This is a genomic window from Micromonospora humidisoli (assembly GCF_016900955.1).
GTDB classification, from domain to species: domain Bacteria; phylum Actinomycetota; class Actinomycetes; order Mycobacteriales; family Micromonosporaceae; genus Micromonospora; species Micromonospora wenchangensis.
Genome location: NZ_JAFEUO010000001.1, coordinates 384,743 through 410,380 on the forward strand (window position 1 = coordinate 384,743; position 25,638 = coordinate 410,380).

Consider the following 25,638-nt stretch of genomic DNA (forward strand, 5'->3'; position numbering starts at 1 on the left):
CGGTGACCGGTCCGCCCGTGGCGGCGGGCCGGTCGACCGGCCCCGGGCACCACGATCCCGGGCACCGTGAGCCGGGCGCTACGTCCCGGGCGCGGCGAGCCGTACCCCGACCCCGCGTACGGTGTGCAGGTAGCGGGGCTGCTGGGCACTCTCCCCGAGCTTGCGGCGCAGCCAGGACAGGTGCACGTCGACGGTCTTGTCCGCCCCGCCGTAGGGGATCTGCCAGACCTCGGTGAGCAGTTCCCGCTTGGTCACCACCGTGCCGGGGCGGCCGGCGAGATGGTGCAGCAGGTCGAACTCGCGCGGGGTCAGCTCGACCGGCGTGCCGTCCAGGGTTACCTGACGGGCGCGCGGGTCGATCCGCAGCCCGCCGACGACCAGCACGGGCTCGCCGTCGGGCCGCTCGGCCCCGCCCCGGCGCAGCACCGCCCGGACCCGGGCGTCGAGCTGGGCGGCGGTGAACGGCTTGACCAGGTAGTCGTCGGCACCGGCGTCGAGCAGCCGGACGATCTCCCGCTCGTCGTCGCGGGCGGTGGCCACGATGACCGGTACGGCGCTGACCGCGCGCAGCATCCGCAGCAGCTCACCGCCGTCGAGGTCGGGCAGGCCGAGGTCGAGCACGACCAGGTCGGGCCGGTCGTCGAGGGTGAGCCGCAGCCCTTCCATCGCGGTCGACGCGGCGGCCACCGCGTGCCCCCGGTCGCGCAGCGCCCGGACCAGCGGGGTGCGGATGGTCAGGTCGTCCTCGACGAGCAGCAGGCGGGCCACCCCAGCAGGCTAGCCCCGGGCGGCGGCCCCGACCGTCGACCGGGCGGGGCCGGCCGGTCCCGGTGTCCGCCCGGTCGACGGGCCGGCGCTGCCGCCGCCGTCGGCGGGCGACGGCTCGTGCCGGGGGTGTTTTCGCAGCTCATAGTGGTTGCGTGTCAGGTAACGGACAGTTGGGTGAGTGGTCGCAAAAGGTGTAACCGACATATTTTCGAGGTACGGATCCGCTCGGTCGGCGCGGGTCACCATCCCCCCAACGCTCCCGGCCCGAGCAGGTGGCCGGCAGGCAGGAGCACCACGATGTCCAGCACCGGTTCCCGGCGTCGCCCGGTCAACCAGCCCGTCCCCTGCCGCACCGACCTGGCCCTGGCCGATGCCCAACTGGCCGGCGACCGGCGGGTGGGGCTGCCCGCCTCGGCCCGGATGCTCTACGCCGTGGTGCACGCCAACGGCACCCTGGCCCGCGGGCTCGGCGCGGCGTCGGCCACCCGGCTCGCCTCCGGCATGTACCAGGTGGTCTTCGACCAGGACGTGAGCACCGGCGGCTACGTGGGCACGATCGGGCTGGCCGGCAGCGCCGGGCTCGCGCCGCCCGGCGGGATCAGCGTGGTCGGTCGGACGGGAATCCCGAACGGGGTGTTCGTCAGGACGTTCGCCACCGACGGCAGTGTCTCGGACCGTCCGTTCCACCTCGCGGTCCTGGCCTGAGGAAGGCGGAGACGGGCGCACGGCGCCGTACGGCACACCGGCCGTCCGTCGCCGCGCTCCGACCGTCTCCCACCACCGCAGCCATTCGGCGGTACGCCAGCGGGGACCTGGTGCGACCGGTGCGGTGCCCGCGCCGGTCTGGGGTGCTCGATGCCCGATCCGTCGGTGCGCAAACCTGCCCGGGGCCGGGAATTGCCTCATCTGCACGACACGGCGTGATCCGTTGCCGTTGCGGGTATGACCGGAACATGGAGCATTTCACGATCGCGACGGTCGCCGAGAAGAGCCCGGACTTCCGCCGGGTGCTGTGGACCGGGGAGAAGACCCAGTTGGTGATCATGACCATTCCGCCGGGCGGGGAGATCGGCGAGGAGGTGCACGACGGGATCGACCAGATCCTGACCTTCGTCAGCGGTACCGGGGAGGCCCGGGTCGGCGGGGAGACCCGGGACGTCGCCCAGGGCGACCTGGTGGTGGTGCCGGCCGGGACGAAGCACAACTTCGTCAACACCGGGCCGAACCCGCTGGTCCTCTACACGGTCTACGGCCCGCCGGAGCACGCCGACCAGGTGGTGCACCACACCAAGGAGGAGGCCGACGCGGCCGAGGCGGCCGGCGAGGACGAACCGCCGACGTCCTGACCCGCAGCCGCCGTGCCGGCGTCCCGCCCACCGGGGGACGCCGGCACGGCGTCAGCCCACGGGTACGGCGGAGACGTCCACCGTCTCCGGGTACTTCAGCCCCGACCCCGTGTTCAGCACCACCACCCGCTCGTCGGGGCGGATCCAGCCGCCGGCCCGCAGGTGCCGGGCGGCGGTGAGGCAGGCCGCCCCCTCCGGGCAGAGCAGCAACCCCTCCCGGGTGGCGAACTCCCGCAGGTCGGTGAGGATCTCCGCGTCGTCGACGGCGACCGCCGTCCCGCCGCTCTCCCGCAGCGCGGTCAGGATCAGCTCGTCGCCCAGCGGGGCCGGCACGGTGATCCCGAACGCCACGGTGTGCGCGTCGGCCCAGGGGCGGGCCCGCTCCTCACCGGCGGCGAACGCCCGCACGATCGGCGCGCAGCCGGTCGACTGCACCGCCACCAGCCGGGGCAGCCGGTCGCTCACCCAATCGGCGCGCAGCCGGTCGACTGCACCGCCACCAGCCGGGGCAGCCGGTCGCTCACCCAGCCGAGTTCCCGCAGCTCGTGCAGGGCCTTGTGGATGCCGATCAGGCCCACCCCGCCACCGGTGGGATAGATGATCACGTCGGGCACCTGCCAGCCGAGCTGCTCGACGATCTCGTACCCCATCGTCTTCTTGCCCTCCAGCCGGTAGGGCTCGCGCAGCGTCCCGGCGTCGAAGACCGCCCCGTCCGCGTCGGCGACCAGCTCGGCCACCAGGCGTCCGGCGTCGCTGATCAACCCGTCCACCAGGCGCAGGTCGGCACCGGCGGCGACGCACTCGCGGCGGCAGATGGTCGGGGCGTCCAGCGGCATCACGATGGTCGCCGCCATCCCGGCCCGCGCCGCGTACGTCGCCCAGGCCGCTCCGGCGTTGCCGTTGGTGGGCATGGCGAACCGTCGTACGCCCAGCTCGCGGGCCCGGCTCACGCCGACGGCGGCACCCCGGGCCTTCAACGACCCGGTCGGGGTGAGCCCCTCGTCCTTGACGATCAGGTCGGCCACGCCGATCTCGTGGCCGTACGCCGGCGCGCGCCACAGCGGCGTCCAGCCCTCACCCAACGTGGTGACGTGCCGCTCGTCGGCCACCGGCAGCAGCTCCCGGTAGCGCCACAGGTCGGCCGGGCGCAGCCCGAACCGCTCGGGTGTCACGGCGGCGGCCACCGCCGCCAGGTCGTAGCGGGCCAGCAGCGGTGACCCGCAGTCGCACAGATTGGTGAGCCGGTGGGCGTCGTGCTCCCGGCCGCAGCGCGGACACTCCAGGTGGGTCAGGTACACGATGCTCCTCGCCGTCGGCCCGGTCGGTGCTCGGCACACCGGCATTCTCCGGCAATCGGCCCGGGTTCGCCGCTCGCCCGGCATGCCCGCGCCGATCACGGGTAGAACGGTCGGTATGGACCTCGACCAACCCACCGTCCTGCTTCCCGGCGACGTACGCATGCCGTTGCTCGGCTTCGGCACCTGGCAGGCGACCGGCCGGGCCGGCTACGACGCCGTGCTGGCCGCGCTGGACGCCGGCTACCGGCACCTCGACACCGCCACCATGTACGGCAACGAGGAGGAGGTGGGTCGGGCGGTGCGGGAGAGCGGGCTGCGCCGCGAGGACGTCTTCATCACCACCAAGCTGCCGCCGGACCGGGTCGGCCGGGAACGGGAGACGATCGAGGCGAGCCTGCGGGCGCTGGGCACCGACCACCTCGACCTCTGGCTGATCCACTGGCCGCCGTCGTCGCCGGCGGACAGCATCCCGGTCTGGCGGGAACTGCTGGCCGCCCGGGACGCGGACCTCACCCGGGCGGTGGGGGTGAGCAACTACGGCACCGCGCAGCTCGACGAGCTGATCCAGGCGACCGAGGAGAACCCGGCGGTCAACCAGATCCGGTGGAGCCCGTCGCTGTACGACCGGCAGCGGCACACCGAGCACCGGGACCGGGGGATCGTGCTGGAGGGCTACAGCCCGTTCAAGGCCAGCGACCTGAGCGACCCGGTGCTGACCCGGATCGCCGCCGCGCACGACGTCTCCCCGGCGCAGGTGGTGCTGCGCTGGCACGTCGACCACGAGATCGTGGTGATCCCCAAGTCGGTGACCCCGGAACGCATCCGCGCCAACGCCGACATCTGGAACTTCTCGCTGACCGCCGAGGAGATGCGCGACATCGACGCCCTGGGCGGCTGAGCCCGGACAGGGTGCGGGGGCGTGACCGGCAGGTCACGCCCCCGCGTGGTGGTGGGTGGTGTGGGGTCTCAGGCGCGGGCGCAGGTGACGCCGTTGAGCGAGAAGCTGGTCGGCGCGGAGTACGTCCCGCTCAGCGAGCCCTGGTAGCCGAAGCTGGCGGTGCCACCGGGGGAGATGCTGCCGTTGTGCGCGGCGTTGCGGGCGGTCACCGTGGACCCGCTCTGGGTGACGGTGGCGTTCCACGAGCTGGTGACCTGCTGCCCGCTGGGCAGGCTGTAGGTCAGCGTCCAGCCGTTGATGGCGCTTGCGCCCCGGTTGGTGATGGTCACGTCGGCGGTGAACCCGTTGTTCCACGAGTTGGACGTGTACTTCACCGCGCAGCCGCCGCCGGTGGGCGGTGGCGTGGTCGGCGGGGCGGTGGTGGGCGGCGGGTTGCCGCCGGTGTTGACGGTCTGGGAGAAGTTGGTGACGGCCAGCCCGGCGCCGCCCTGCCAGGGCTCGAAACCGGCCTGGATGCTGGTCAGGTACCAGTCGTTGGTGATCGCCCCCCGGTTGCGGGTGTCGGCGATGAAGTCGAGCACGTTGAAGCTCATGCTCTGGATCGCCGACGGCGCGACGTAGGAGATGACGTTGTTGCCGCCGTTGTTGCCGCGCCACACCTCCCAGCTGCGGCCCGCGATGCTGGTGTTGCCCACCGGCGAGCCGATCGGCTGGATGCTGCCCTGCCGGTTGAACCAGATCATGATCTCCATGGCGTTGACCCCGTCCCGCTTGGGCGACGGGTCGAGCCAGATGTCGTAGGCGGCGTCGTAGATCGCGCCACCGACGTAGTTGAAGGAGATGCTGCCCGGCGCGCTGCTGATCGACTTCACCTGGGCCGGCAGGTTGGTGCCCGGCGAGCAGTTGGTGTAGTGGCAGCCGACGAAGATCGACGGGTACGACACCGGCGCGCCGTTGGTCGGCGCGGAACCCTGCTGGCTGGTGATGCTGAAGCCGCTTCCGGTGACGTTGATGCACTGTTGGGCGGCGGTGCCCCAGCGGTTGTTCTGCACCACGTACCGGCCGCCGATGACGGTGGAGCCGAACTGCTCACAGATCTGGGTGTCGGCGGAGGCGGTGCCGCCGGTGGCGACGGCCACGATCGTGCCGACGGCCAGGAGGCCGGCGGCGGCGAGGGCCCGCAATGGACGCTTCATGATGCTCCTTGGCTGCGGCGCGGGGGCGCCGGAGTGTCTCGGACGTGACCGGGAGCGCTCCCACGGTCCCGAACACATTTACATACTTGAAACTGTGATGCAACTGAACCGGTTAAGTTAACCGCCGATCTCGTCCACGTACCTGAACCGCGTCCTACAGGTTGGGTGCGAGCAGGGTGCGTGCCATCCGGGCCTGCGCCACCGTCTCCCGCAACACCGCGGCCAGCCGGGCCCGCGCCTCCGGCCCCAGCCGGTCCACCGGCGCGGCCACCGAGATCGCGTCCACCGCCGGCTCCCGCAGTGGTATGGCCACCGCCACCGCGGCCAGCCCCGGGCTGCACTCCTCCCACTCCTCGGCCCAGCCCCGCCGCCGCACCGCGGCCAGCTCGGCACGCAGCGCCTCCGGCGTGGTCACCGTCCGCCCGGTGACCGCCGGCAACGGCCACTGCAGCAACCTGTCGACCTCCTCGTCGGAGCGGGCGGCGAGCAACGCCTTGCCGGCCGCGGTGGCGTGCGCGGGCAACCGGCGACCCACCGCGCAGACCGGCCGGACGATGTGCGCCGAGTCCCGCCGGGCCAGCAGCACCACCGCGCCCCGGTCGAGCCGGTAGAGCTGCACCGTCTCGCCGGAACACTCCGCCAGCCGGTCCAGGGTCACCTCGTGCAGGGCGGCGACGTCCGCGCCGGCCAGGAACGTCGCGCCGACCTCCAGCGCCCGCAACCCCACCGAGAACCGGGTGCCGGTCGGGTCGGCGGCCACCCACTCGCGGTCCAGCAGGGTCCGCAGGATGGCGTGCAGGCTGCTCTTGGGGATGCCCAGCGCCCGGCTCAGCTCCACCGGCGAGCGGGGGCCGTCCGGAGTGGCGAGCGCCTCCAGCACGTCCAGCGCCCGACCCGCCGACTTGACCGAGCGGTATGACTCGTCCGTCGTCACGTCGTCACTGTAGTGAGACGGACGACATCCGGCCGATGGGTATTCTTCGATCGAACCTCGTTCAGCTGGCTGAACAACTTTCTGTCCAGTCCGGAGGGTGCCGGGAGGGGGAACATCGACTCTGGTGTGCGCCGATCGCGCGGAGTAGTGTCTTGCCTTCACCGCGTACCGATCCCCTCCGGAGGCGTACACCACCATGCGTGGCTCCCCCCTGCGCATCCTCGTCGTCGGCGCGGGCATCGCCGGCCTGGCCGTCGCGCGGGCCCTGCGGTTGGCCGGCTTCCGGCCGGACGTCACCGAGAAGCTCCCCCCGAACGAACTGTCCGACACCGGCCTCTACCTGCCCGGCAACGCCGCCCGAGCGCTGCGCCGGCTCGACCTCGACGGCCCGGTCCGCCCGCTCGGGCAGGTGATCCACCGGCAACGCTTCCTCGACGCCGCCGGCGACCCGCTCTGCGAGGTGGACCTCGACACGCTCTGGGCCGAGGTGGGGGAGTGCCGGGCGCTGCCCCGCCGCGACCTCTACCAGGTGCTGCTCAGCGGTGCCGGGGGTGCCGTGCGGCACGGGGCCGAGGTGAGCACCGTGGAACTGCTGCCCGCCGGTGTGGCGGTCACCTTCACCGACGGCACCGGCGGCGAGTACGACCTGGTGATCGGTGCCGACGGCCCCCGCTCGGCGGTCCGCTCCCTGGCCGCGCTCGGCGGGCCGCCCCGCCCCGCCGGGCAGGTGGTCTACCGCGGCGTGGTGCGCGACGGCCCCGACGTGGCCGACTGGACGGCGCTGCTCGGCCGGCGGGCCGGCTTCCTCGTGGTGCCGCTCGGTGCCGGCCGGCTCTACTGCTACGCCGACGAGGCCGGCACCGTCGCCCCGGCCGACCCGGTCGGCCGGCTGCACGAACTCTTCGGCGGCTACGGCGGGCCGGTCCCGGCGGTGCTGGCCGCCTGGCGCGACGTGCAGGTCGGGCTCACCGACGAGGTCGAGCTGGGCCGCTGGCACCGGGGCCGGGTGCTGCTGGTCGGCGACGCCGCGCACGCCACCGCACCCACCCTGTCCCAGGGGATCGCGATGGCGCTGGAGGACGCCGTGGTCCTCGCCGAGTCGCTGCGTGCCGCCGGCAGCGTCGAGGCGGCCCTGGTCGCGTACGAGAGCCGCCGTCGTCCGCGTACCCGGTGGGTGCGGGACCGGACCCGCGACCGCAACCGCACCCGGGACGTGCCGCCGGCGCTGCGCGACCCGTTGCTGCGCGGGCGGGGCGGGCGGATCTTCGGCGAGCACTACCGGCTCCTGGTCGGCCCGCTGTAGGTGCGCCGGGTGACCGGACATGGTGCCAGAGCACCCCGAGCGGTGCTGCCACCTGCCGGGGACTAACATCCTTTCGGATGACGGCCCGCAGTTGACGAGGCGTGCCGAGCGGGACAACCGAGAACCGGAGGCCATTCGTGACCACCGTCGCACCCAAGCCGGTCGTGACCCGGCCATGGCCGGTCCGAGAGCCGGTCAAGGGGTCGGCCATCGCGCGGCTGCTGCGCACCACGGACGCGAAGCAGATCGGGATCATGTACATGGTCACCGCGTTCGTGTTCTTCATGATCGGTGGCCTGATGGCCCTGATCATGCGAGCCGAGCTGGCGCGGCCGGGCATGCAGTTCCTGTCGCCGGAGCAGTACAACCAGCTGTTCACCATGCACGGCACGATCATGCTGCTGTTCTTCGCGACCCCGATCGTGTTCGCGTTCGCCAACTACGTCGTGCCGTTGCAGATCGGTGCCCCCGACGTCTCGTTCCCCCGGCTGAACGCCTTCGCGTACTGGCTGTACCTGTTCGGCGGCACGATGGCGACCGCCGGCTTCCTCAGCCCGGGTGGCGCCGCCGACTTCGGCTGGACCGCCTACACCCCGCTGAGCAGCATCGAGCACTCGCCAGGCGTCGGCGCGAACATGTGGGTGGTCGGCCTGGCCATCTCGGGTCTGGGCACCATCCTCGGCGCGGTCAACCTGATCACCACGATCCTGACCCTGCGCGCCCCCGGCATGACCATGTTCCGGATGCCGATCTTCACGTGGAACATGCTGGTCACCAGCCTGCTGGCGATCCTGGTCTTCCCGCTGCTGGCCGCCGCGCTCTTCGCGCTGGCCGCGGACCGGCTGCTCGGCGCGCACGTCTACGACCCGGCCACCGGCGGCCCGATGCTGTGGCAGCACCTCTTCTGGTTCTTCGGCCACCCCGAGGTGTACATCATCGCGCTGCCGTTCTTCGGCATCATCACCGAGATCATCCCGGTCTTCTCCCGCAAGCCGATCTTCGGCTACAAGGGTCTCGTCGCCGCCACCATCGCCATCGCCGCCCTGTCGATGAGCGTCTGGGCGCACCACATGTTCGCCACCGGCCAGGTGCTGCTGCCGTTCTTCAGCTTCCTCAGCTACCTGATCGCCGTGCCGACCGGCATGAAGTTCTTCAACTGGATCGGCACCATGTGGCGGGGCCAGATCACCTTCGAGACGCCGATGCTGTTCGCCATCGGCTTCCTGGTGACCTTCCTCTTCGGTGGTCTGACCGGGGTGCTGCTGGCCAGCCCGCCGCTCGACTTCCACCTGCACGACAACTACTTCGTCGTGGCGCACTTCCACTACGTGCTCTTCGGCACCATCGTGTTCGCCGTCTTCGGCGGCATCTACTTCTGGTTCCCGAAGATGTTCGGCCGGATGCTCGACGAGCGCCTGGGCAAGATTCACTTCTGGCTCACGATGATCGGCTTCCACACCACCTTCCTGGTGCAGCACTGGCTCGGTGCCGAGGGCATGCCCCGCCGGTACGCCGACTACCTGCCCAGCGACGGCTTCACCACGCTCAACATGATCTCCACGATCGGCGCGTTCATCACCGGTATCTCGACCCTGCCGTTCATCTGGAACTGCTGGAAGTCGTACAAGACCGGGCCGGTCGTCGAGGTGGACGACCCGTGGGGCCACGGCAACTCGCTGGAATGGGCGACCAGCTCCCCGCCGCCGCTGCGTAACTTCGACCGGATGCCCCGGATCCGCTCCGAGCGCCCGGCGTTCGACGCGAAGTTCCCCGAGCTGGCCGCCGGGCAGAGCCTCGCCGGCCCGCCGGAGGGTGGTGCCAAGCCACTGACCAGCGAGGTCAACGGTGGTGCCAGCTACCAGGAGGACACCGCCGGGAACCTCGACCAGCGCTGACGCTCGGCACGAACCGCCGAAGGGCACCGCACCCCACCGGGGCGCGGTGCCCTTCGCCGTTACTCGCGATGACGGCGGACCTCGCACCACCGGCCACCGCGCACCTACGGCGGCCGGGTGCCGCCAGCACCGCGCGCCGCCTGCCACCCGGGCGGTGCCGGCCGTGACGCGGCTACGGGCGGGTCGGCGGGCGGTGGCTCAGGCCGCCGGTGCCGGTTCTGGTGCCGGCGTGGACAGGGTGGATGCCGGGGCGGCGGGTGGGCGGCGGCGGGAAAGCACCACGGGTAGCACCGCCAGGGTCACCAGCAGCCCCACCGCCCCGGTGACCACGAAACCCCAGAGCGGTGCCGAGGCGTCGATCACCGCGCCGGCCAGCGGCGCGCCGAGCGCGATACCGACGGTGGTGGCGGAGCCGTGCAGGCCCATCGCCTCACCGCGTACCCCGGCCGGGGCGAGCCGGCTGACCGCGTCGGCGGTGGCGGCGATGGTGGGGGCGCAGAGCGCGCCGGCCGGCAGCAGGGTCAGACAGAGCAGCCACCAGTGGCCGCCACCCAACCCGACCGGGATGGTGCAGAGGCTGAGCAGGGCGGCCAGCGCCAGCGGGGAGAAGGAGCGGCGGACGGCTCCGTAGGCGAAGCCGCCGACCAGCGAGGCGATCGCCCAGGCGGTGAGCACCGCGCCGGTCCAGCCGACCTCACCGCCGGCCCGCAGCACCGCCACCACCGCCACGTCGGTGCCGCCGAGCACCAGGGTCGCAGCGGCGCTCACCGCGAACACCGCGAGCAGCCGGCTGGTCAGCCACTGCCGCCGGGGCACCCGGGGCTGCGGGCCGACCGGTTCGTCGGCGCCGCGCGTCGGCGGGTCGAGCAGCCAGAGTGCGATGCCCGCGCCGACGATGCCCGCGCCGACCGCCCAGAGCGTGACCCGGGGCGACACGGCGGTGGCCAGCGCCACGGCCAGCGCCGGCCCGATCATGAAGGACAGCTCCATCGACATCGAGTCCAGCGCGTACGCGGGACGGCGGCGCTGCGCCGGCACCAGCGCGGCGATCGACTGCCTGACCACCGAGAAGACCGGCAGCGCGAACAGGCCGGCCACGAACGCGGCGGGCAGCAGCAGCGGCAGGCTCAGCGTCGGGGCGCTCACCCAGAACGCCGCCTCGACGACGGTGGTCACCGCGACCACCGGGCGCAGGCCACGCCTGTCGACCAGCCGGCCGAGCAGGGGCGAGCCGATGGCCGCACCGGCGACCGAGGCGGCACCGACCAGGCCGGCGGCACCGTAACCCCGGCCCAGCTCCAGCACCACGTAGAAGGTGAGCGTCACCCCCGTCGCCGTGAGCGGGATGCGGGCCAGCACCGCCACCAGCAGCAGGGCCCGCAGACCGGGCTGGGCCAGGGCCTGCCGGTAAGGCGTCAACGTCATGATGCTCCGTACCTCCGGCGGTCATCCTCGACCGGGGGTACGACATCGGCAAGCGATTACCTGCTCATGCGGCGCTGATCACCGGCTCCCCGCGCAGGGTCACCCCGGCCCCGTCCATCGCCCGCAGCGCCACGTCCAGCGTCGCCGGCGCGACCGCCGCCGTCAGGTCGAGCAGCACGGTGGTGGCGAAGCCCTCCCGGGCGGCGTCCAGGGCGGTGGCCCGGACGCAGTGGTCGGTGGCGATGCCGACCACGTCGACCCGGTCCACGTCGTGCCGGCGCAGCCAGTCGACCAGGCACTCGCCGTCGTCGGCGTGCCCCTCGAACCCGGAGTACGCGGCGGCGTGCTCACCCTTGTGGAAGACCGCCTCGACCCGGTCGGTCACCAGGTCGGGGTGGAACTCGCTGCCCGGGGTGCCGACCACGCAGTGCCGGGGCCACGACTCGACGTAGTCCGGCGGATCGCCGAAGTGCGCCCCCGGGTCGACGTGGTAGTCCTTGGTGGCGACCACGTGGTCCCACCGCTGCGGCTCCCCGGCCAGTAGACCCGAGATGCCGGCGGCGACACCCGCGCCCCCGGCGACGGCGAGGGAACCGCCCTCACAGAAGTCGTTCTGCACGTCCACGATGATCAGCGCGTTGGCCATCGGTGCCCTTTCTCTCCGCTCACCGCCGGTGACCCCACCTGCGGCACGACCCAGTCTGCCCCGGCGGCTCAACCGGCCGGCACGACCGTGACCGGGATCGCCGGATCACCGGCGGAGAGCTTCAACCCCTCCCACGGGATCGAGATCAGGCACTGGCGCAGGTGCTCGCGGGACTGCTCGATGCCCGGCAGGTCGACCGGTTCGCCGTCGACCACGTACGAGTGCTGGAGCAACCGGTCGTTGGCCTGCCGGTCCGGTACGCCCTGCGAGACCACGACCTCCTCGGTGGCGGTGCCGGTCGGCTTGTGCCGGCGTACCGCGACCTTCCGGCCCCCGATGGTGGCCTTGTTCTCGGAACGCTTGACCACCGGCCGCCCGTCCACCTCGACCAGCTTGTAGACGAGGCTGGCGGTGGGCGCGCCGGAGCCGGTGACCACGGCGGTGCCCGCGCCGTACATGTCGACAGGTTCGGCGGCGAGCGCGGCGATGGCGTACTCGTCGAGATCCCCCGAAACGATGATCTTCGTCTCGGTGGCGCCGAGCGAGTCGAGCAGTTCCCGGGACTGGTGGGCGATGACCGCCAGGTCCCCGGAGTCGATCCGGACCGCCCGCAGCTGCGGCCCGGCCACCTCGATGGCGTTGCGGATGCCCTGCCTGATGTCGTACGTGTCAACCAGCAGCGTGGTGTCCCGACCCAGCGTGGCGACCTGCGAGGCGAACGCCGTCCGCTCGTCGTCGTGCAGCAGGGTGAACGCGTGCGCGGCGGTCCCGGCGGTGGGGATGCCGTAGCGCTGGCCGGCGGCCAGGTTGGAGGTGAACCGGAACCCGGCCAGGTACGCCGCCCGCGCGGCGGCCACCGCCGCCTCCTCGTGGGCCCGCCGGGAACCCATCTCGATCAGGGCCCGGCCCCGGGCCGCGGTGACCATCCGGGCGGCTGCCGCGGCCACCGCGCAGTCGTGGTTGAGCACCGACAGCACCAGCGTCTCCAGCACCACGCACTCGGCGAAGCCGCCGGAGATGGTGAGGATCGGGGAGCCGGGGAAGAACAGCTCACCCTCGGCGTACCCGTCGATGTCGCCGGTGAACCGGTAGTCGGCCAGCCACCTGGCGGCCGGCTCGTCCACCACCCCGGTACGCAGCAGGAACTCGACCTCCTCCGGAGCGAACCGGAACTCCCTGACCATGTCGATCAGGCGGCCGGTCCCCGCGACCACCCCGTACCGGCGTCCGGCGGGCAGTCGCCGGCTGAACACCTCGAAGGTGCACCGGCGGTCGGCGGTGCCGTCGCGCAGGGCGGCACTGACCATGGTCAGCTCGTAGTGGTCGGTCAGCAGCGCGGGGCGTAGGTGGCTCACCAGCCCAGCCTAGAGTTCAGCTGGTCGGACCGTCGCCGTGGCCCGGGATCGCCCGCAGCGCCGCCCCCAACCCGGCCCGGCCGGTGATGCCGAGCTTGCTGTAGACCCGCTGGAGATGGTTCTCCACCGTCCGGGGCGACAGGAACAGCCGGCCCGCGATGGCCCGGCTGGTGACCCCGGCGGCGGCGAGCAGGGCGACCTCCAGTTCCCGGCCGCTGAGCGTGGGCCGCAGCGCGTCAAGCGCCGGGGTGCGGATCTCGTCGCAGCGGGTGAGCAGGGCGGCGAGCCGTTCGTGCGCGGCGGCGGCCGACGTCGAGCGGTCCCGTCGCCACCCGTGCAGCGCCGTCGCCGTGGCGTCGACCGCCCAGACCGTCAGGTCGAGTTTCGCGAGGCTGTCCGCCACCTCCAGCAGGGCCTCCCCGTCACGTGCGGCGGCGGCCCGCGCGTGCCGGGCGAGCAGCGGGGTCAGCGCCCCGTCGACGGTCTCGGAGAGTTCGGTCAGCCGCTGCGCCACCGTACGTCGGCTGCCGTCGGTGCAGGTCGGCCCCACCGGGGCGGTGGCCCGGCCGAGCCGGACCAGGTCGTGCAGCACCAGCACCTCGTGGCCGGCGAACCCGTCGGCGCGCAACCGGTCGACCAGCACACCGAGGTGCCGCGCCGCCCCGGCCTGGTCACCCCCGGCGGCCAGCACGGCGGCCCGGGCCTGTTCCAGCCACGGCTGGAGCACCGCCATGCCGGGGGCCTGGGTCCGGTCGGCCTCGGCCATCGCCTCCACGGCGGTCGCCGGGTCGCCCCGCAACACCGCCGCCTGGGCCCGTTCGGCGTGCGCCAGTCCGGCGAAGACCCGGCTGGTGGCGAGCACCGCGCACGCGCCGAGGCTGGCCTTGAGCGCGTCGTCGCCCCGACCGCGCAGCCGCGCCGCGTACGCCTGGAGGATGGACAGGTAGCCGGTGCCGAGCCGGAAGTCCCCGGCGTCGGCCTGGTCGGCGAACTCGTCGGCCACGATGGCGTCGATCCCGGGGAGGTCCCCGGAGAGCGCCAGCCGGGTGCCCCGGGCCAGTTCCATGGCCAGTTGCAGGTACGGCATGTCGGCCCGCCAGTTCGCCGCCTCCGCCTGCACCCGGTCGATCGCCGTGGCGCTGGCCCGGAACCGGCCGTGCACCGCGTCGGCGTGGGCGATGGTGCACCGGGCCAGCTCCCGGGCGGCGACGCTGGCGGCCGGCCGGTCCAGCACCGACCGGCCAAGCCGCAGCGCGGTGTCGACCTCCAGGCCGTGCAGCCGCATGATCGCCTCGAAGGCGCGGACCCGGGCCTGGTGTCCGGGGTCGGTCAGGGCCCGCCCGGCCGCCGCGACGGTGTCCACCGTGGATCGTTCGCTGAGCCCCCAGTAGCTGACCATCCCGCGCACGGTGAGCCAGCGGCTGTGGCGCTCCTCGCAGGCGATGTCGTCGGCCACCGCGTCGAGCACGCTGATCGCCTCGGCCGGTCGGTCGCCGAACATCAGGATGGTGGCGAGCAGTTCGGCGGCGTCGTAGCCACCGTCGGCGTCGAGCGCGGCCCGGGCCAGCCGGGTGGCCAGCGGCACGTCGTACCTGGTGAACGCCTGGACGGCGGCGTGCAGCAGCAGGGCCGGGTCCTGGACGCTGCCGGAATCGAGCCGCCACACCGCTACCCGGAGCAGATCGCCCCGGCGGCGGCCGCCGGCCGCCTCCACCTCGTCGGCGAGCTGGGCCTTCAGGCGGCGGGTCCGGCTGACCGGGCAGCGACGGCGGATCACCTCGCCGTACAGCGGGTGGGCGAGCCGGACGTCCATCCGCCGGTCGTCGGGCACGACGGCGATCAGCCCGCGTTCCTCGGCGACCTCCACGGCGGCCGGATCAGCGGCCCGGTCGAGCAGGCGCAGGCCGAGCGGCTCACCGAAGGCCACCAGCTCCACCACCGCCCGGACCACGGGGTCCAACTGGCCGATCCGGGTGTCGATCAGGTCGGTGAGGCTGGGGGCCAGCTCCAGCCGGCCGGTCCACCGCCAGACCCCGTAGGTGCGGACCAGCTCGCCTCCGGTGGTGGCGGCCAGCACCAGCTCCCGCAGCAGCAGCGGGTTGCCGGCGGAGAGGCGGAACAGCCGCTCGGCGGAGCCGGCGTCGACCGGCCCGTCCAGCAGGGCGGCGAGCAGGTCGGTGATCTCACCCGGGCCGAGCGGGGCCAGCTCGGCGTGCCCGACCAGGTCGTCGGTCCACAGTGCCCGGATCGGCAGCGGGATCTGCTCGCCGCTGCGCAGGGTGCCCAGCACGGTGGTGTTCTCGGCGCGGGCGAGCAGGTGGACCAGCGCCGCCGAGGGCGGGTCGAGCAGGTGGGCGTCGTCGATGGCGAGCACGATGCGCCGCCCGGCCGCCTGCTCCTGGAGCACGTCGACGCCCCAGCGCAGCACCCCGGCGGGGGAGAGCCCGGGTGGCTGCTCGGCCGGCAGCACCGGGGCGAGCCCGCCGAACGGCAGTGCCGTGGTGGCCGTGCTCGCCGCGACGAACGACAGCGCGTACCGCTCGGGAGACAGTGCCGCCACCGCCTCGCGGAGCAGCCGGCTCTTGCCGACCCCGGCGCTGCCGCTGAAGAAGAGCCCCTGCCCCCGACCCTCGTGCACCGCTGCCAACAGACGGTTGAGTTCATCCGTTCGGCCGACGAAACTCCACCGACTCATCCGAGCAGCATATCGATGTAAATCGGTCCGGAGACACCCGATCACGCTGTGAAGTTGAGTAATGTCGCAGTTACTGCTGAGTACCCGAGATGTTCCGGTGAAACCGGCTGCGGCCCGTAACCTTCCCGCAGCCCATCGTCACCGATCGGACGTCCTACCGCGGGTGCAGCCAGACGCCCGCGTCGAGCGGAGGCCGAATGAAGCCCGGTCCACTCTCCGAGGTCGACATGACCGACGACCCGTCCGACCATCCCGACGCCGCGGGGCTGCCGTCCCACGGCCCGCTCCCGGCGCACCCGTGGGCCGTCGAGGTCGACCCCGACGAGCCGCTGGCCGTGGTGGCCGCCGGCCCGGCCGGGGCGGCCCGCCGCGAGGTGCTCGCCGCGCTGCTCGGGGTCCCCTCCGGAATGCTGGCCACCCCGGCGGGCAGCTGCCTGCTGGTCCGGCACGCCCGGGTGGCGACCCGGGCGGCGTACGTGCCCGGCTACCGGCAGCCGCACTCCTACGGCGCCGACCAGGCCGCCGCCGGCCCGGCGCTGGCCCGCGCGCCCCGCCGGGTCGAGCTGAGCCTGCCGGAACCGCTGCTGCGGCACTTCGCGGTACTCGACACACCGGACACCGACACCCTCGGCGTCGCCGGTGGCCGGATCCTGCTCGACGCGGTTGTCCGGGCCGGCGCGCTGCTGTTCGTGATCGGCGCCGACCAGACCTTCACCGCCGCCGAACTGCACCTGATCGCCGAGGTGGCGCGGAGTCGGGTACGGGTCTTCTTCGTGGTGACCCCCGGCGCGGGCGGCTGGGCGGCGACGGAGCCGGCCGCGACCGACGACACCGGGGTGGCGCTCGCGTCGCCGCCCGACGCGCCTCCGGCCGGCGGCCCGGTCGACCCGGTGGCGGTGACCGTCGCGGCCCACCGGGCCACGCTGCTGTCGGCGGTGCCGGAGCTGGCCGAGGCCGACTGGTACCCGGTGCACCGGGCCGAGCATCCGGCCCTGCGCCGGGCGCTGGTCGGCTGGTCGGCCATCGAGGGACTGCGTCGGGCGAGCTCCCGGCCGCCCGTGCCGCCCGGCGCGCACGGGCGGGTGCCGGTGGCCCCCGAACCACCAGGTGACGACTGGGCCGACGGGTTGGCGCGGCAGAGCCGGCTGCGTGCCCGCGGCATCCGTCAGCAGCTCGCGCTCGAACTGGCCAACATCCACCTGCGGGCCGTCCAGGAGATCGTCTTCGGGGTGGGCTGCGCGGGCCTGCCGCAACTGCTCGACCGGGAGCTGGAGGCGCTCTCCCTGCTCGCGACCCAACAGCAGGACCGGGTCGTCCGGGAGATCCTCGACGGCGCCACCGCCCGGATCTTCGGCGGACCGGTCGCCGAGGGGGTACGCCAGCGCATCGGCGCGGCCGTCCGGTGGGGGTTGGCCGACCATCCGTCCGGTCAGGAACTGGACCGGGTGCTCCTGGTCACCGGCACCGCCGGGGTGGCGGTGCTGCCCGGGGCCGGCGCGCTGGACGCCCTGCTCGGTCATCCCGGGGCGCCCCGGACCGAGGTGCTGCCCCGGATCGGGGTCGCCCTGTCCGGCGGGTGCTGGCAGCACTGGCGCAGCCCCGGCAACGACGATCCGAACGCCGCCCGCTCCTGGGTGCAACGGGCGCTGCGCGAGGTCGAGCTGGAGTTGTCCCGCGAGGTGTCGCGGCGGTTCGAGGCGTTCCGGCTCGCGCTCGACGCGGTCCTGACCGACGCTCTCGACCACGGCATCCTGCTCGCCTGAGCCGGGTGTCCCGGTGCGTATCCCCGCCGTGTCGGCACCCCGCCCGGTTTCCGCAGCTCGGGAGGGTGATCCGGGCCGCCCCGGCGTTCCGGTTCATCGGATCGCCGCTTCCGGTGGCACGATGGGGGACATGGCCGCTCCACAGGTTGCCCCGGTCGAGACGCCGGACACCGACGAGGTGCCGGTCGAGGACCGGCAGTGGGTGACGATCGTCTGGGACGACCCGGTCAACCTCATGACGTACGTGACCTGGGTCTTCCAGAAGTTGTTCGGGTACAGCCGGGAAAAGGCCGAGAAGCTGATGCTGGACGTGCACCACAAGGGTCGGGCGGTGGTCTCCAGCGGCGCCCGGGAGCGGATGGAGCACGATGCGTCGCAGTTGCACGCCTACGGCCTCTGGGCGACGGTGGACCGTTCGTGAGCGCGAGGAGTGAGCCGGGTTTGCGAGCCCCGCAGTCGCGGGCCAGGGTGGTCATGAGTGTGCGGAGTGAGCCGGGTCCGCGGGTCCGGCGGTGGCGATGGGGGTTGACGCGGTGAGCATGTTCCGCCGCCAGGGCGGCTGTTACGTGGCGACCTTCGCCGTCGACGAGGTCCGGGTGTTGCGCAAGGTCGCAACCGAGGTGGTCGGCCTGCTCACCGACGGTTTCGACCACACCGACCCGGTCGTCGGGCGGCTCTTCCCCGACGCCTATCCGGACGATCCGGCCGGCACGGCGGAGTTCCGCCGGTACACCGAGGGTGACCTGAAGACCGCCAAGATCGACCAGGCGGGCGCGGTGCTGGCCGCGCTGCCCGAGTCGGCCGGTGGCGAGGTGCGGCTGGACGCCGAGGCGGCCGAGGCGTGGCTGCGGGCGCTCAACGACGCCCGGCTGGCGATGGGCGTCCGGCTGGAGATCAAGGACGGCACCGACCTGGGCGAGGAGCTCGACGACGCGGTCGCCGACGACCCCACCTCGTCACGGGTGTTCCAACTGTCGGTCTACGCCTATCTGGGTTATCTCCAGGAATCCCTGCTCAACGCCATGATCGACTGAACTGTGACGGTCACCGCCTCGCCGGGCCCGGCGGGTGGGCGCTAGGCTGGGCCACGTGCTGAGCATCGACCGGTCGATCGTCGACGCGATCGTCGCCCACGCGCGCCGGGACCACCCGGACGAGGCGTGTGGGGTGGTCGCCGGACCCGTGGGCGGCGACACCCCGACCCGGCACATCCCGATGGACAACGCGGCCCGCTCGATGACCTTCTACGAGTTCGACTCGATGGAGCACCTGCGGGTGTGGCGGGAGATGGACGACCGCGACGAGGAACCGGTCGTCATCTACCACTCGCACACCGCCACCGAGGCGTACCCGTCCCGCACGGACGTCGCCTTCGCCGGTGAGCCGGGCGCGCACTATCTGCTGGTCTCCACCCGCGAACCGGACACCGAGGAGATCCGCTCCTTCCGGATCGTCGACGGCGTGGTGACCGAGGAGCCGGTACGGATCGTGGACGCCGGGGTGGACCCGCACGCGGTCCAGTCCTACATGTTCGGGCAGAGCCCGGCGACGGTCGACTACGAGTGTTCCGGCAGCTGACCCCCAGCTCCGCACACCCTGTTCCGTCCGGCACCGAGGCACACCCGACCAAGGAGTACGTCATGGCCATCGAGGTTCGCATCCCCACCATCCTGCGCAGCTACACCGGCGGCGCGAAGGTCGTCGAGGGCACCGGGGACACCCTGGGCGACCTGCTCACCGACCTGGACACCCGGCACGCCGGCCTGAAGGCCCGGCTGGTCACCGACGCCGGGGCGCTGCACCGCTTCGTCAACGTCTACGTCAACGACGAGGACGTCCGTTTCCTGGGCGCGCTGGACGCCAAGCTCAACGACGGCGACAGCGTCACCGTCCTGCCGGCCGTCGCCGGTGGGGCGTTCGGCTTCGCCGCCGCGGCGGCGATCAGCCAGCACCGTGCGGCCACCGCGGCGGTGGCGGCACGGCGCGCGGCCGTCGCCCCCCGCTGAGGGCGGGCGTCATGGCGCGGTACGACAGCCTGCTCGACGCCTGCGGCGGCACCCCCCTGGTGGGGTTGCCCCGGCTCTCGCCGACGGTGCCCGACGGGGCGCCGCCGGTGCGGCTGTGGGCCAAGCTGGAGGACCGGAACCCGACCGGCAGCATCAAGGACCGCGCGGCCCTGTTCATGGTCCGCGCGGCCGAGCAGGCCGGCCGGCTCCGCCCCGGCGACACCATCCTGGAGCCGACCAGCGGCAACACCGGTATCTCACTGGCCATGGTGGCCAAGTTGCGCGGCTACCGGCTGGTCTGTGTGATGCCGGAGAACGTCTCCACCGAGCGGGTCCAGCTGCTCCGGATGTACGGCGCCGAGATCATCTTCTCGCCGGCGGCGGGCGGCTCGAACCAGGCGGTCGCCACGGCGAAGCAGATCGCGCTCGACCACCCGGACTGGGTGATGCTCTACCAGTACGGCAACGAGGCCAACGCCCGCGCCCACTACGAGACCACCGGCCCGGAACTGCTGCACGACCTGCCCACCATCACGCACTTCGTGGCGGGCCTGGGCACCACCGGCACCCTGATGGGCACCGGGCGGTTCCTGCGGGAGAAGGTCGAGGGCATCCAGGTGGTGGCCGCCGAGCCGCGCTACGGCGAACTCGTCTACGGCCTGCGCAACATCGACGAGGGTTACGTCCCCGAGTTGTACGACGCGTCGGTTCTCACCCGGCGCTTCTCCGTCGGCACCCGGGACGCGGTGCTGCGTACCCGGCAGTTGGTGGAGGTGGAGGGGATCTTCGCCGGGTTCTCCACCGGGGCGATCCTGCACGCCGCCCTGTCGGTGGCGCACGAGGCGGTGCGGGACGGCCGACGGGCCGACGTCGCCTTCGTGGTCTGTGACGGTGGCTGGAAGTACCTCTCCACCGGGGCGTACGGCGGCACCCTCGCCGACGCCGAGAACGCCCTGGAGGGGCAGCTCTGGGCATGACCCGTGTGGGGCCGGTCGGCGGAGGCGTCGGTCGGCCCTCCGGGTGTCACGTTGATGACAACTTCCAGAAGATGATTCTTGCCCTGCCGTCGCTGCGCGTAGGCTGCGCACCGTGGCGTACGCGTCGGTAGAGATCATAATCGGTGCTGACTCCGGCGTGTCGACTACATACCGTAATTGTGGGGCGACCGGATGCGGCTGACCGTCCTGGGCTGTGCGGGAAGCTTCCCCGGCCCCGAATCCCCCTGCTCCGCCTACCTCATCGAGGCGCAGGGTTTCCGGCTGCTCGTCGACTTCGGGCCGGGCTCACTGTCCACCCTCCAGCGGTACGCCGGCCTGCACGCCCCGGACGCCATCCTCCTCACCCACCTGCACTGCGACCACATCCTCGACGCCGCCTCGTACGTGGTGGTCAGGCGGTACGCCCCCGACGGGCCCTACCCGCCGCTGCCGGTCTACGCCCCGTCGGGCGCCCCGGACCGGCTCGCCACCGCCTACGGCCAGGACGACAGCAACGTGGAGGACGTCTACCAGTTCTACGGCCTCCAGCCGGGCACCTTCCCGATCGGCCCGTTCACCGTCACCGTCGACCGGGTCAACCATCCGATCGAGACGTACGGGGTGCGGCTGGAGCACGAGGGCCGGGTGCTCTGCTACTCCTCGGACACCGCACCCTGTGACGCCCTGCTGCGGCTCGCCCAGGACGCCGACGTCTTCCTCTGCGAGGCCAGCTACCTCGACGGGGTGGACAACCCGCCGGATCTGCACCTGACCGGCCGGGAGGCGGGCGAGACGGCCACCAAGGCGGGAGTGGGCCGGCTGCTGTTGACCCACCTGGTGGCGGCCTGGGGCAGCGAGTCGCACACCGTCGCCTCGGCAGCCGGGTCGTTCACCGGGCCGCTGGAAGTGGTGCGGGCCGGCGCCAGCTACGACATCTGAGCGCACCCGGGCACCCGGGCAAGCGCCGATCATGTGACCGCATAGGGTGCAGGGATGGCGCGACCTGACGGGCGGCGGCCCGACCAACTCCGACCTGTGACGTTGACCCGGGGCTGGAGCACCCACCCGGAGGGCTCGGTGCTCGTCGAGTTCGGCGGCACCCGGGTGCTCTGCACCGCCAGCGTCACCGAGGGCGTGCCCCGCTGGCGCAAGGGCTCCGGGCTCGGTTGGGTGACCGCCGAGTACGCGATGCTGCCCCGGGCCACCAACACCCGCTCCGACCGGGAGAGCGTCCGCGGCAAGATCGGTGGGCGGACCCACGAGATCTCCCGGCTGATCGGCCGCAGCCTGCGCGCCTGCGTCGACCTCAAGGCGCTCGGCGAGAACTCGATCGTGCTCGACTGTGACGTGCTCCAGGCCGACGGCGGCACCCGGACCGCCTCGATCACCGGCGCGTACGTCGCCCTTTACGACGCGGTGAGCTGGCTGGCCGGCCGCAAGTCGTTGGCCGGCAGGCCGGAGAAGGTGATGCACCGGTCGGTGGCCGCGGTCAGCGTCGGGATCGTCGCCGGGGAACCCCTGCTCGACCTCTGCTACGTCGAGGACGTCGCCGCCGAGGTGGACATGAACGTCGTCTGCACCGGCGACGGCGATTTCGTCGAGGTGCAGGGTACGGGCGAGGACGGTGTCTTCTCCCGGGCGCAGCTCGATGCGTTGTTGGACGTCGCGTCGTTGGGTTGTCTGGAACTGGCCGAGGCGCAGCGGAAGGCTCTCGCATCATGAACAAGGTCCTGCTCGCCACCCGCAACCGTAAGAAGCTGGTGGAGTTGCAGCGCATCCTGGACGGCGCGCTCGGCGCGCACCGGATCGCCCTGCTCGGCCTCGACGACGTCGAGGAGTACCCGGAGCTGCCCGAGACCGGCCTCACCTTCGGCGAGAACGCCCTGATCAAAGCCCGGGAGGGCTGCCGGCGCACCGGCCTGCCCACCATCGCCGACGACTCGGGCATCGCGGTCGACGCGCTCAACGGCATGCCCGGGGTGTTCAGCGCCCGGTGGGCCGGCCGGCACGGCGACGACCGGGCCAACCTCCAGCTGGTGCTGGACCAGATCGCCGACCTGCCCGACGAGCACCGGGGGGCGTCGTTCGTCTGCACCGTGGCGCTGGTGCTGCCCGGCGGCAAGGAGCACCTGGTCGACGGCCGCCAGCCCGGCCGGCTGCTGCGCGCCCCGCGCGGCGAGGGCGGCTTCGGGTACGACCCGATTTTCGTGGGCGACGGCCAGGAGCGGACCAACGCGGAGCTGACCCCGCAGGAGAAGGACGCGATCAGCCACCGGGGCAAGGCGTTGCGCGAGTTGGCGAAGCTCGCCGCCAAGGTGCTTCCCGCCACCTGACCGGCCCGGCCGCCCGTACCCGCCGGGTACGGGCGGCGACGTCCGGTGTGGACGGCGGACGGTCAGCGCAGCGGGCCGACCGCGCGTTCGATGGCCGCCCGCAGGTCCGGGCCGGCGAGCACCGACCGGGCCGACTCCAGCACCGGGGCGAGGAAGACGTCCGGCCCGGGCGCTCCGGCCGCCGGGCCGAGCGCGTCCAGCGCGGCGCGCCCGGCCGGTGACGGCGTCAGCGGCGCGCGCAGCTGGAGTCCCCGGACGGCCGCCAGCAGCTCGACGGCGAGCAGGCTGGTGAGGTTGTCCAGCACGGTACGCAGCTTCTTGGCCCCCGCCCAGCCCATCGAGACGTGGTCCTCCTGCATGCCGCTGGTGGGCAGCGAGTCGACCGAGGCGGGCGCGGCCAGCCGGCGGTTCTCCGCGACGATCCCGGCGGCCGTGTACTGGGCGATCATCAGCCCGGAGTTCACCCCGGCGTCGGGGGACAGGAACGCCGGCAGGTCCCGGTTGCGGGTCACGTCGAGCAGCCGGTCGACCCGGCGTTCGGCGATCGCCCCCACCTCGGCGGCGGCGATGGCCAGGTAGTCGGCGGCGAAGCCGAGCGGGGCGCCGTGGAAGTTGCCTGTCGACTCGACCCGGCCGTCCGGCAGCACCACCGGGTTGTCCACCACCGAGACCAGCTCCCGGTCGGCCACCGTCGCGACGAAGTCGAGGGTGTCGCGGGCCGCGCCGGCCACCTGCGGGGCGCACCGCATCGAGTACGCGTCCTGCACGGCGTGCGCCAGGTCGTCGCGGTGCGAGTCCATCACCCGGGAGTCCTGGAGCAACCGGTGGATGTTCGCCGCCGACGCGGCCTGCCCGGGGTGCGGCCGGATCGTGTGCAGCTCGGGCAGGAACGGCCGTTCCGAACCGAGCATCGCCTCGATGGCCAGCGCGGCGGTCACGTCGGCCATGGCGAACAGGTGCCGGGCGTCCGCGATGGCCAGCAGCAGCATGCCGAGCATGCCGTCGGTGCCGTTGATGAGCGCCAGTCCCTCCTTGGCGGCCAACGCTACAGGGGTCAGCCCCGCATCGCGCAGCGCGTCGGCGGCGTCGACCCGCTCGCCGCCCGGGCCGAGCACCCATCCCTCGCCGAGCAGCGCCAGCGCGCAGTGCGCCAGCGGGGCCAGGTCACCTGACGCGCCGAGCGACCCGTGCTCCGGCACCCACGGGGTGACGTCGGCGTTGAGCAGGTCGACCAGCGCCTGCGCGACCAGCGGCCGGACCCCGGAGCGGCCCAACGCCAGCGAACGGACCCGCAGCAGCATCATCGCCCGGACCACCTCGCGGGGCATCGGCGCGCCGATCCCGGCGGCGTGCGAGCGGATCAGCGCGTGCTGCAACTCGGCCCGGCGCTGCGGGGTGACGAACGTGTTCGCCAACGCCCCGAATCCGGTGGAGACGCCGTACACCGGGCGGCCGGCGGCCTCGATGCCGTCCACGATGTGTCGGCTGGCGGCCATCGCGTCGACGGCGGCCGGGGCGAGGACGACCCGGGCGTCACCCCGTGCCACGGCGAGCACGTCGGCGGGGGTGATCCCGGTGGGCTGGACGGTCACAGTCGACATTGCGGCACTCCGTTGTGCAGAACCTGGCGGATCAGGGGAACACCGGGCCGGTAGGCCAGGTGCAGGTGGGACGGGGCGTCGAGGATCATCAGGTCGGCCCGCGCCCCGGGGCGCAGCACCCCGACGTCGGTGCGGCGCAACGCCCGCGCGCCGCCCGCCGTCGCGGCCCACACCGCCTCCGCCGGGGTCATCCGCATCTCGCGGACGGCCAACGCGACGCAGAACGGCATCGACGAGGTGTACGACGACCCGGGGTTGCAGTCCGTGGCCAACGCCACGGTCACCCCCGCGTCGAGCAGCCGCCGGGCGTCCGGGTACGGCGACCGGGTGGAGAACTCCGCCCCCGGCAGCAGGGTCGCCACGGTGGGCTCGTCGGCGCCGGCCGAACCGGCCAGCGCGTCGACGTCGGCGTCGGACAGGTGGGTGCAGTGGTCGACGCTGGCCGCGCCCAACTCGACCCCGAGCCGCACCCCCGGCCCCGGGCCGAGCTGGTTGGCGTGCAACCGCAACCCCAGCCCGGCGGCCTGCCCGACGGTGAGGATGGCCCGCGCGTGGTCGGCGTCGAACGCGCCCCGCTCGCAGAACACGTCCACCCAGCGGGCGTACGGCGTGGCGGCGGTGAGCATCGGCCCGCAGACCAGCCCCACGTAGTCGTCGGGGCGGCCCGCGTACTCGGCGGGGACGACGTGCGCGCCGAGGAAGGTGGTCTCGGCGGTCACCTCGGCGGCGATCCGCAGCGAGCGGGCCTCGTCGGCGACGGTCAGGCCGTACCCGCTCTTGATCTCCATGGTGGTGGTGCCCTGCCGCATCGCCTCGTCGCGCAGCCGGCGTACGGTGTCCCGCAGGTCGTCGTCGGAGGCCGCGCGGGTCGCGCCGACAGTGGTCCGGATGCCGCCCCCGGTGTACGGCTCACCGGCCATCCGGGCCGCGAACTCGGCCGCCCGGTCCCCGGCGAACACCAGGTGGGCGTGGCTGTCCACGAACCCGGGCAGCACCGCACCGCCCCCGGCGTCGATCCGCCGGTCGGCGGCCGGGGCGTAGCGCGCCGGCCCGATCCAGACGACCCGACCCGCCTCCACCAGCAGGGCCACGTCGCGCCGCAGGCCCAACGGGCCGCCGCCGGGGGTCGGCACGTTGGTGACCAGCTCGCCGATGTCGTCGACCAGCAGACTGCTCACCACACACCTCCCGCCGCCGGC

25 protein-coding genes are annotated in these 25,638 nt (G+C 73.1%); 14 read left to right on the forward strand and 11 right to left on the reverse strand.

Features of this window, described 5'->3' with window-relative positions; translation table 11 throughout:
• Nucleotides 1–78: 78 nt before the first annotated feature.
• Nucleotides 79–768 (reverse strand): response regulator transcription factor, encoded by a 690-nt coding sequence (locus JQN84_RS01675; protein WP_204956631.1) that lies wholly within the window; start codon nt 766–768, stop codon nt 79–81.
• Nucleotides 769–1,065: 297 nt separating this feature from the next.
• Between JQN84_RS01675 and JQN84_RS01680 the strand changes: the two genes are divergently transcribed.
• Together JQN84_RS01680 and JQN84_RS01685 are read left to right on the forward strand one after the other, a co-directional pair.
• Nucleotides 1,066–1,473, forward strand: a complete 408-nt coding sequence (locus tag JQN84_RS01680; protein WP_204956632.1) for a hypothetical protein — start codon at nt 1,066–1,068, stop codon at nt 1,471–1,473.
• A 248-nt stretch (nt 1,474–1,721) separates the two neighbouring features.
• Nucleotides 1,722–2,114, forward strand: a complete 393-nt coding sequence (locus JQN84_RS01685) for a cupin domain-containing protein (RefSeq protein ID WP_204956633.1) — start codon at nt 1,722–1,724, stop codon at nt 2,112–2,114.
• A 51-nt stretch (nt 2,115–2,165) separates the two neighbouring features.
• Here the strand turns inward: JQN84_RS01685 and JQN84_RS32505 are convergent, their stop codons facing one another.
• Both JQN84_RS32505 and JQN84_RS01690 read right to left on the reverse strand, forming a co-directional pair.
• The gene (locus JQN84_RS32505; protein ID WP_372445872.1) at nt 2,166–2,579 is read right to left on the reverse strand and encodes a pyridoxal-phosphate dependent enzyme; all 414 of its coding nucleotides are present in this window, start codon (nt 2,577–2,579) and stop codon (nt 2,166–2,168) included.
• Nucleotides 2,576–3,412 carry a threonine synthase gene (locus JQN84_RS01690; protein ID WP_372445873.1) on the reverse strand — a complete coding sequence of 279 codons (837 nt, stop codon included), beginning with the start codon at nt 3,410–3,412 and terminating at the stop codon, nt 2,576–2,578. The genes JQN84_RS32505 and JQN84_RS01690 overlap by 4 nt, the downstream gene beginning before the upstream one ends.
• Nucleotides 3,413–3,527: 115 nt before the next feature.
• Between JQN84_RS01690 and JQN84_RS01695 the strand changes: the two genes are divergently transcribed.
• Nucleotides 3,528–4,310: an aldo/keto reductase gene (locus tag JQN84_RS01695; protein WP_204956634.1), complete on the forward strand. Its 783-nt coding sequence runs from the start codon at nt 3,528–3,530 to the stop codon at nt 4,308–4,310.
• 68 nt (nt 4,311–4,378) lie between these two features.
• On the opposite strand, the gene JQN84_RS01700 is transcribed toward JQN84_RS01695, so the two are convergent.
• Together JQN84_RS01700 and JQN84_RS01705 are read right to left on the reverse strand one after the other, a co-directional pair.
• Nucleotides 4,379–5,506, reverse strand: coding sequence for a glycoside hydrolase family 12 protein (locus tag JQN84_RS01700; protein WP_204956635.1), 1,128 nt, complete (start codon nt 5,504–5,506; stop codon nt 4,379–4,381).
• 154 nt (nt 5,507–5,660) lie between these two features.
• Nucleotides 5,661–6,440, reverse strand: a complete 780-nt coding sequence (locus JQN84_RS01705; RefSeq protein ID WP_204956636.1) for an IclR family transcriptional regulator — start codon at nt 6,438–6,440, stop codon at nt 5,661–5,663.
• A gap of 196 nt (nt 6,441–6,636) precedes the next feature.
• On the opposite strand from JQN84_RS01705, the gene JQN84_RS01710 reads away from it, so the two are divergent.
• Entirely contained in the window at nt 6,637–7,743 is a 1,107-nt protein-coding gene (locus JQN84_RS01710; protein ID WP_204956637.1) for an FAD-dependent monooxygenase, read from the forward strand.
• A 137-nt stretch (nt 7,744–7,880) separates the two neighbouring features.
• On the forward strand, nt 7,881–9,638 hold the full coding sequence (gene ctaD, locus JQN84_RS01715; RefSeq protein ID WP_204956638.1) for an aa3-type cytochrome oxidase subunit I: 1,758 nt from the start codon (nt 7,881–7,883) through the stop codon (nt 9,636–9,638).
• 198 nt (nt 9,639–9,836) lie between these two features.
• Here the strand turns inward: ctaD and JQN84_RS01720 are convergent, their stop codons facing one another.
• The 4 genes from JQN84_RS01720 to JQN84_RS01735 all read right to left on the reverse strand — a co-directional run bounded on the left by JQN84_RS01720 (nt 9,837) and on the right by JQN84_RS01735 (nt 15,759).
• Nucleotides 9,837–11,063: an MFS transporter gene (locus tag JQN84_RS01720; RefSeq protein WP_204956639.1), complete on the reverse strand. Its 1,227-nt coding sequence runs from the start codon at nt 11,061–11,063 to the stop codon at nt 9,837–9,839.
• Nucleotides 11,064–11,127: 64 nt separating this feature from the next.
• The gene (locus JQN84_RS01725) at nt 11,128–11,709 is read right to left on the reverse strand and encodes an isochorismatase family protein (protein ID WP_204956640.1); all 582 of its coding nucleotides are present in this window, start codon (nt 11,707–11,709) and stop codon (nt 11,128–11,130) included.
• 68 nt (nt 11,710–11,777) lie between these two features.
• Nucleotides 11,778–13,064 (reverse strand): nicotinate phosphoribosyltransferase, encoded by a 1,287-nt coding sequence (locus JQN84_RS01730; protein ID WP_204956641.1) that lies wholly within the window; start codon nt 13,062–13,064, stop codon nt 11,778–11,780.
• A 16-nt stretch (nt 13,065–13,080) separates the two neighbouring features.
• Nucleotides 13,081–15,759, reverse strand: a complete 2,679-nt coding sequence (locus JQN84_RS01735; protein ID WP_204956642.1) for a LuxR C-terminal-related transcriptional regulator — start codon at nt 15,757–15,759, stop codon at nt 13,081–13,083.
• Nucleotides 15,760–15,956: 197 nt separating this feature from the next.
• On the opposite strand from JQN84_RS01735, the gene JQN84_RS01740 reads away from it, so the two are divergent.
• The 9 genes from JQN84_RS01740 to rdgB all read left to right on the forward strand — a co-directional run bounded on the left by JQN84_RS01740 (nt 15,957) and on the right by rdgB (nt 22,838).
• A complete protein-coding gene (locus JQN84_RS01740) occupies nt 15,957–17,522 on the forward strand; it encodes a hypothetical protein (protein ID WP_204956643.1) in 1,566 nt (521 codons plus the stop codon).
• A gap of 130 nt (nt 17,523–17,652) precedes the next feature.
• Nucleotides 17,653–17,943, forward strand: a complete 291-nt coding sequence (gene clpS, locus JQN84_RS01745) for an ATP-dependent Clp protease adapter ClpS (protein WP_088641781.1) — start codon at nt 17,653–17,655, stop codon at nt 17,941–17,943.
• A gap of 118 nt (nt 17,944–18,061) precedes the next feature.
• The gene (locus JQN84_RS01750; protein WP_204927332.1) at nt 18,062–18,556 is read left to right on the forward strand and encodes a DUF2017 domain-containing protein; all 495 of its coding nucleotides are present in this window, start codon (nt 18,062–18,064) and stop codon (nt 18,554–18,556) included.
• Nucleotides 18,557–18,611: 55 nt separating this feature from the next.
• Nucleotides 18,612–19,100 carry a M67 family metallopeptidase gene (locus JQN84_RS01755; RefSeq protein ID WP_204927214.1) on the forward strand — a complete coding sequence of 163 codons (489 nt, stop codon included), beginning with the start codon at nt 18,612–18,614 and terminating at the stop codon, nt 19,098–19,100.
• Nucleotides 19,101–19,162: 62 nt separating this feature from the next.
• Nucleotides 19,163–19,528 (forward strand): MoaD/ThiS family protein, encoded by a 366-nt coding sequence (locus JQN84_RS01760; RefSeq protein WP_204956644.1) that lies wholly within the window; start codon nt 19,163–19,165, stop codon nt 19,526–19,528.
• 11 nt (nt 19,529–19,539) lie between these two features.
• The gene (locus JQN84_RS01765; protein WP_204956645.1) at nt 19,540–20,505 is read left to right on the forward strand and encodes a PLP-dependent cysteine synthase family protein; all 966 of its coding nucleotides are present in this window, start codon (nt 19,540–19,542) and stop codon (nt 20,503–20,505) included.
• 192 nt (nt 20,506–20,697) lie between these two features.
• Entirely contained in the window at nt 20,698–21,444 is a 747-nt protein-coding gene (locus JQN84_RS01770; RefSeq protein WP_204956646.1) for an MBL fold metallo-hydrolase, read from the forward strand.
• Between the two features lie 54 nt (nt 21,445–21,498).
• Nucleotides 21,499–22,227, forward strand: a complete 729-nt coding sequence (gene rph, locus JQN84_RS01775) for a ribonuclease PH (protein ID WP_204956647.1) — start codon at nt 21,499–21,501, stop codon at nt 22,225–22,227.
• Nucleotides 22,224–22,838, forward strand: coding sequence for an RdgB/HAM1 family non-canonical purine NTP pyrophosphatase (gene rdgB / locus JQN84_RS01780; RefSeq protein ID WP_088641776.1), 615 nt, complete (start codon nt 22,224–22,226; stop codon nt 22,836–22,838). Before rph ends, rdgB begins: the two co-directional genes overlap by 4 nt.
• A gap of 62 nt (nt 22,839–22,900) precedes the next feature.
• On the opposite strand, the gene hutH is transcribed toward rdgB, so the two are convergent.
• A complete protein-coding gene (hutH, locus tag JQN84_RS01785; RefSeq protein ID WP_204956648.1) occupies nt 22,901–24,439 on the reverse strand; it encodes a histidine ammonia-lyase in 1,539 nt (512 codons plus the stop codon).
• Nucleotides 24,427–25,617: an imidazolonepropionase gene (gene hutI / locus JQN84_RS01790; protein ID WP_204956649.1), complete on the reverse strand. Its 1,191-nt coding sequence runs from the start codon at nt 25,615–25,617 to the stop codon at nt 24,427–24,429. The genes hutH and hutI overlap by 13 nt, the downstream gene beginning before the upstream one ends.
• Between the last annotated feature and the right edge of the window lie 21 nt (nt 25,618–25,638).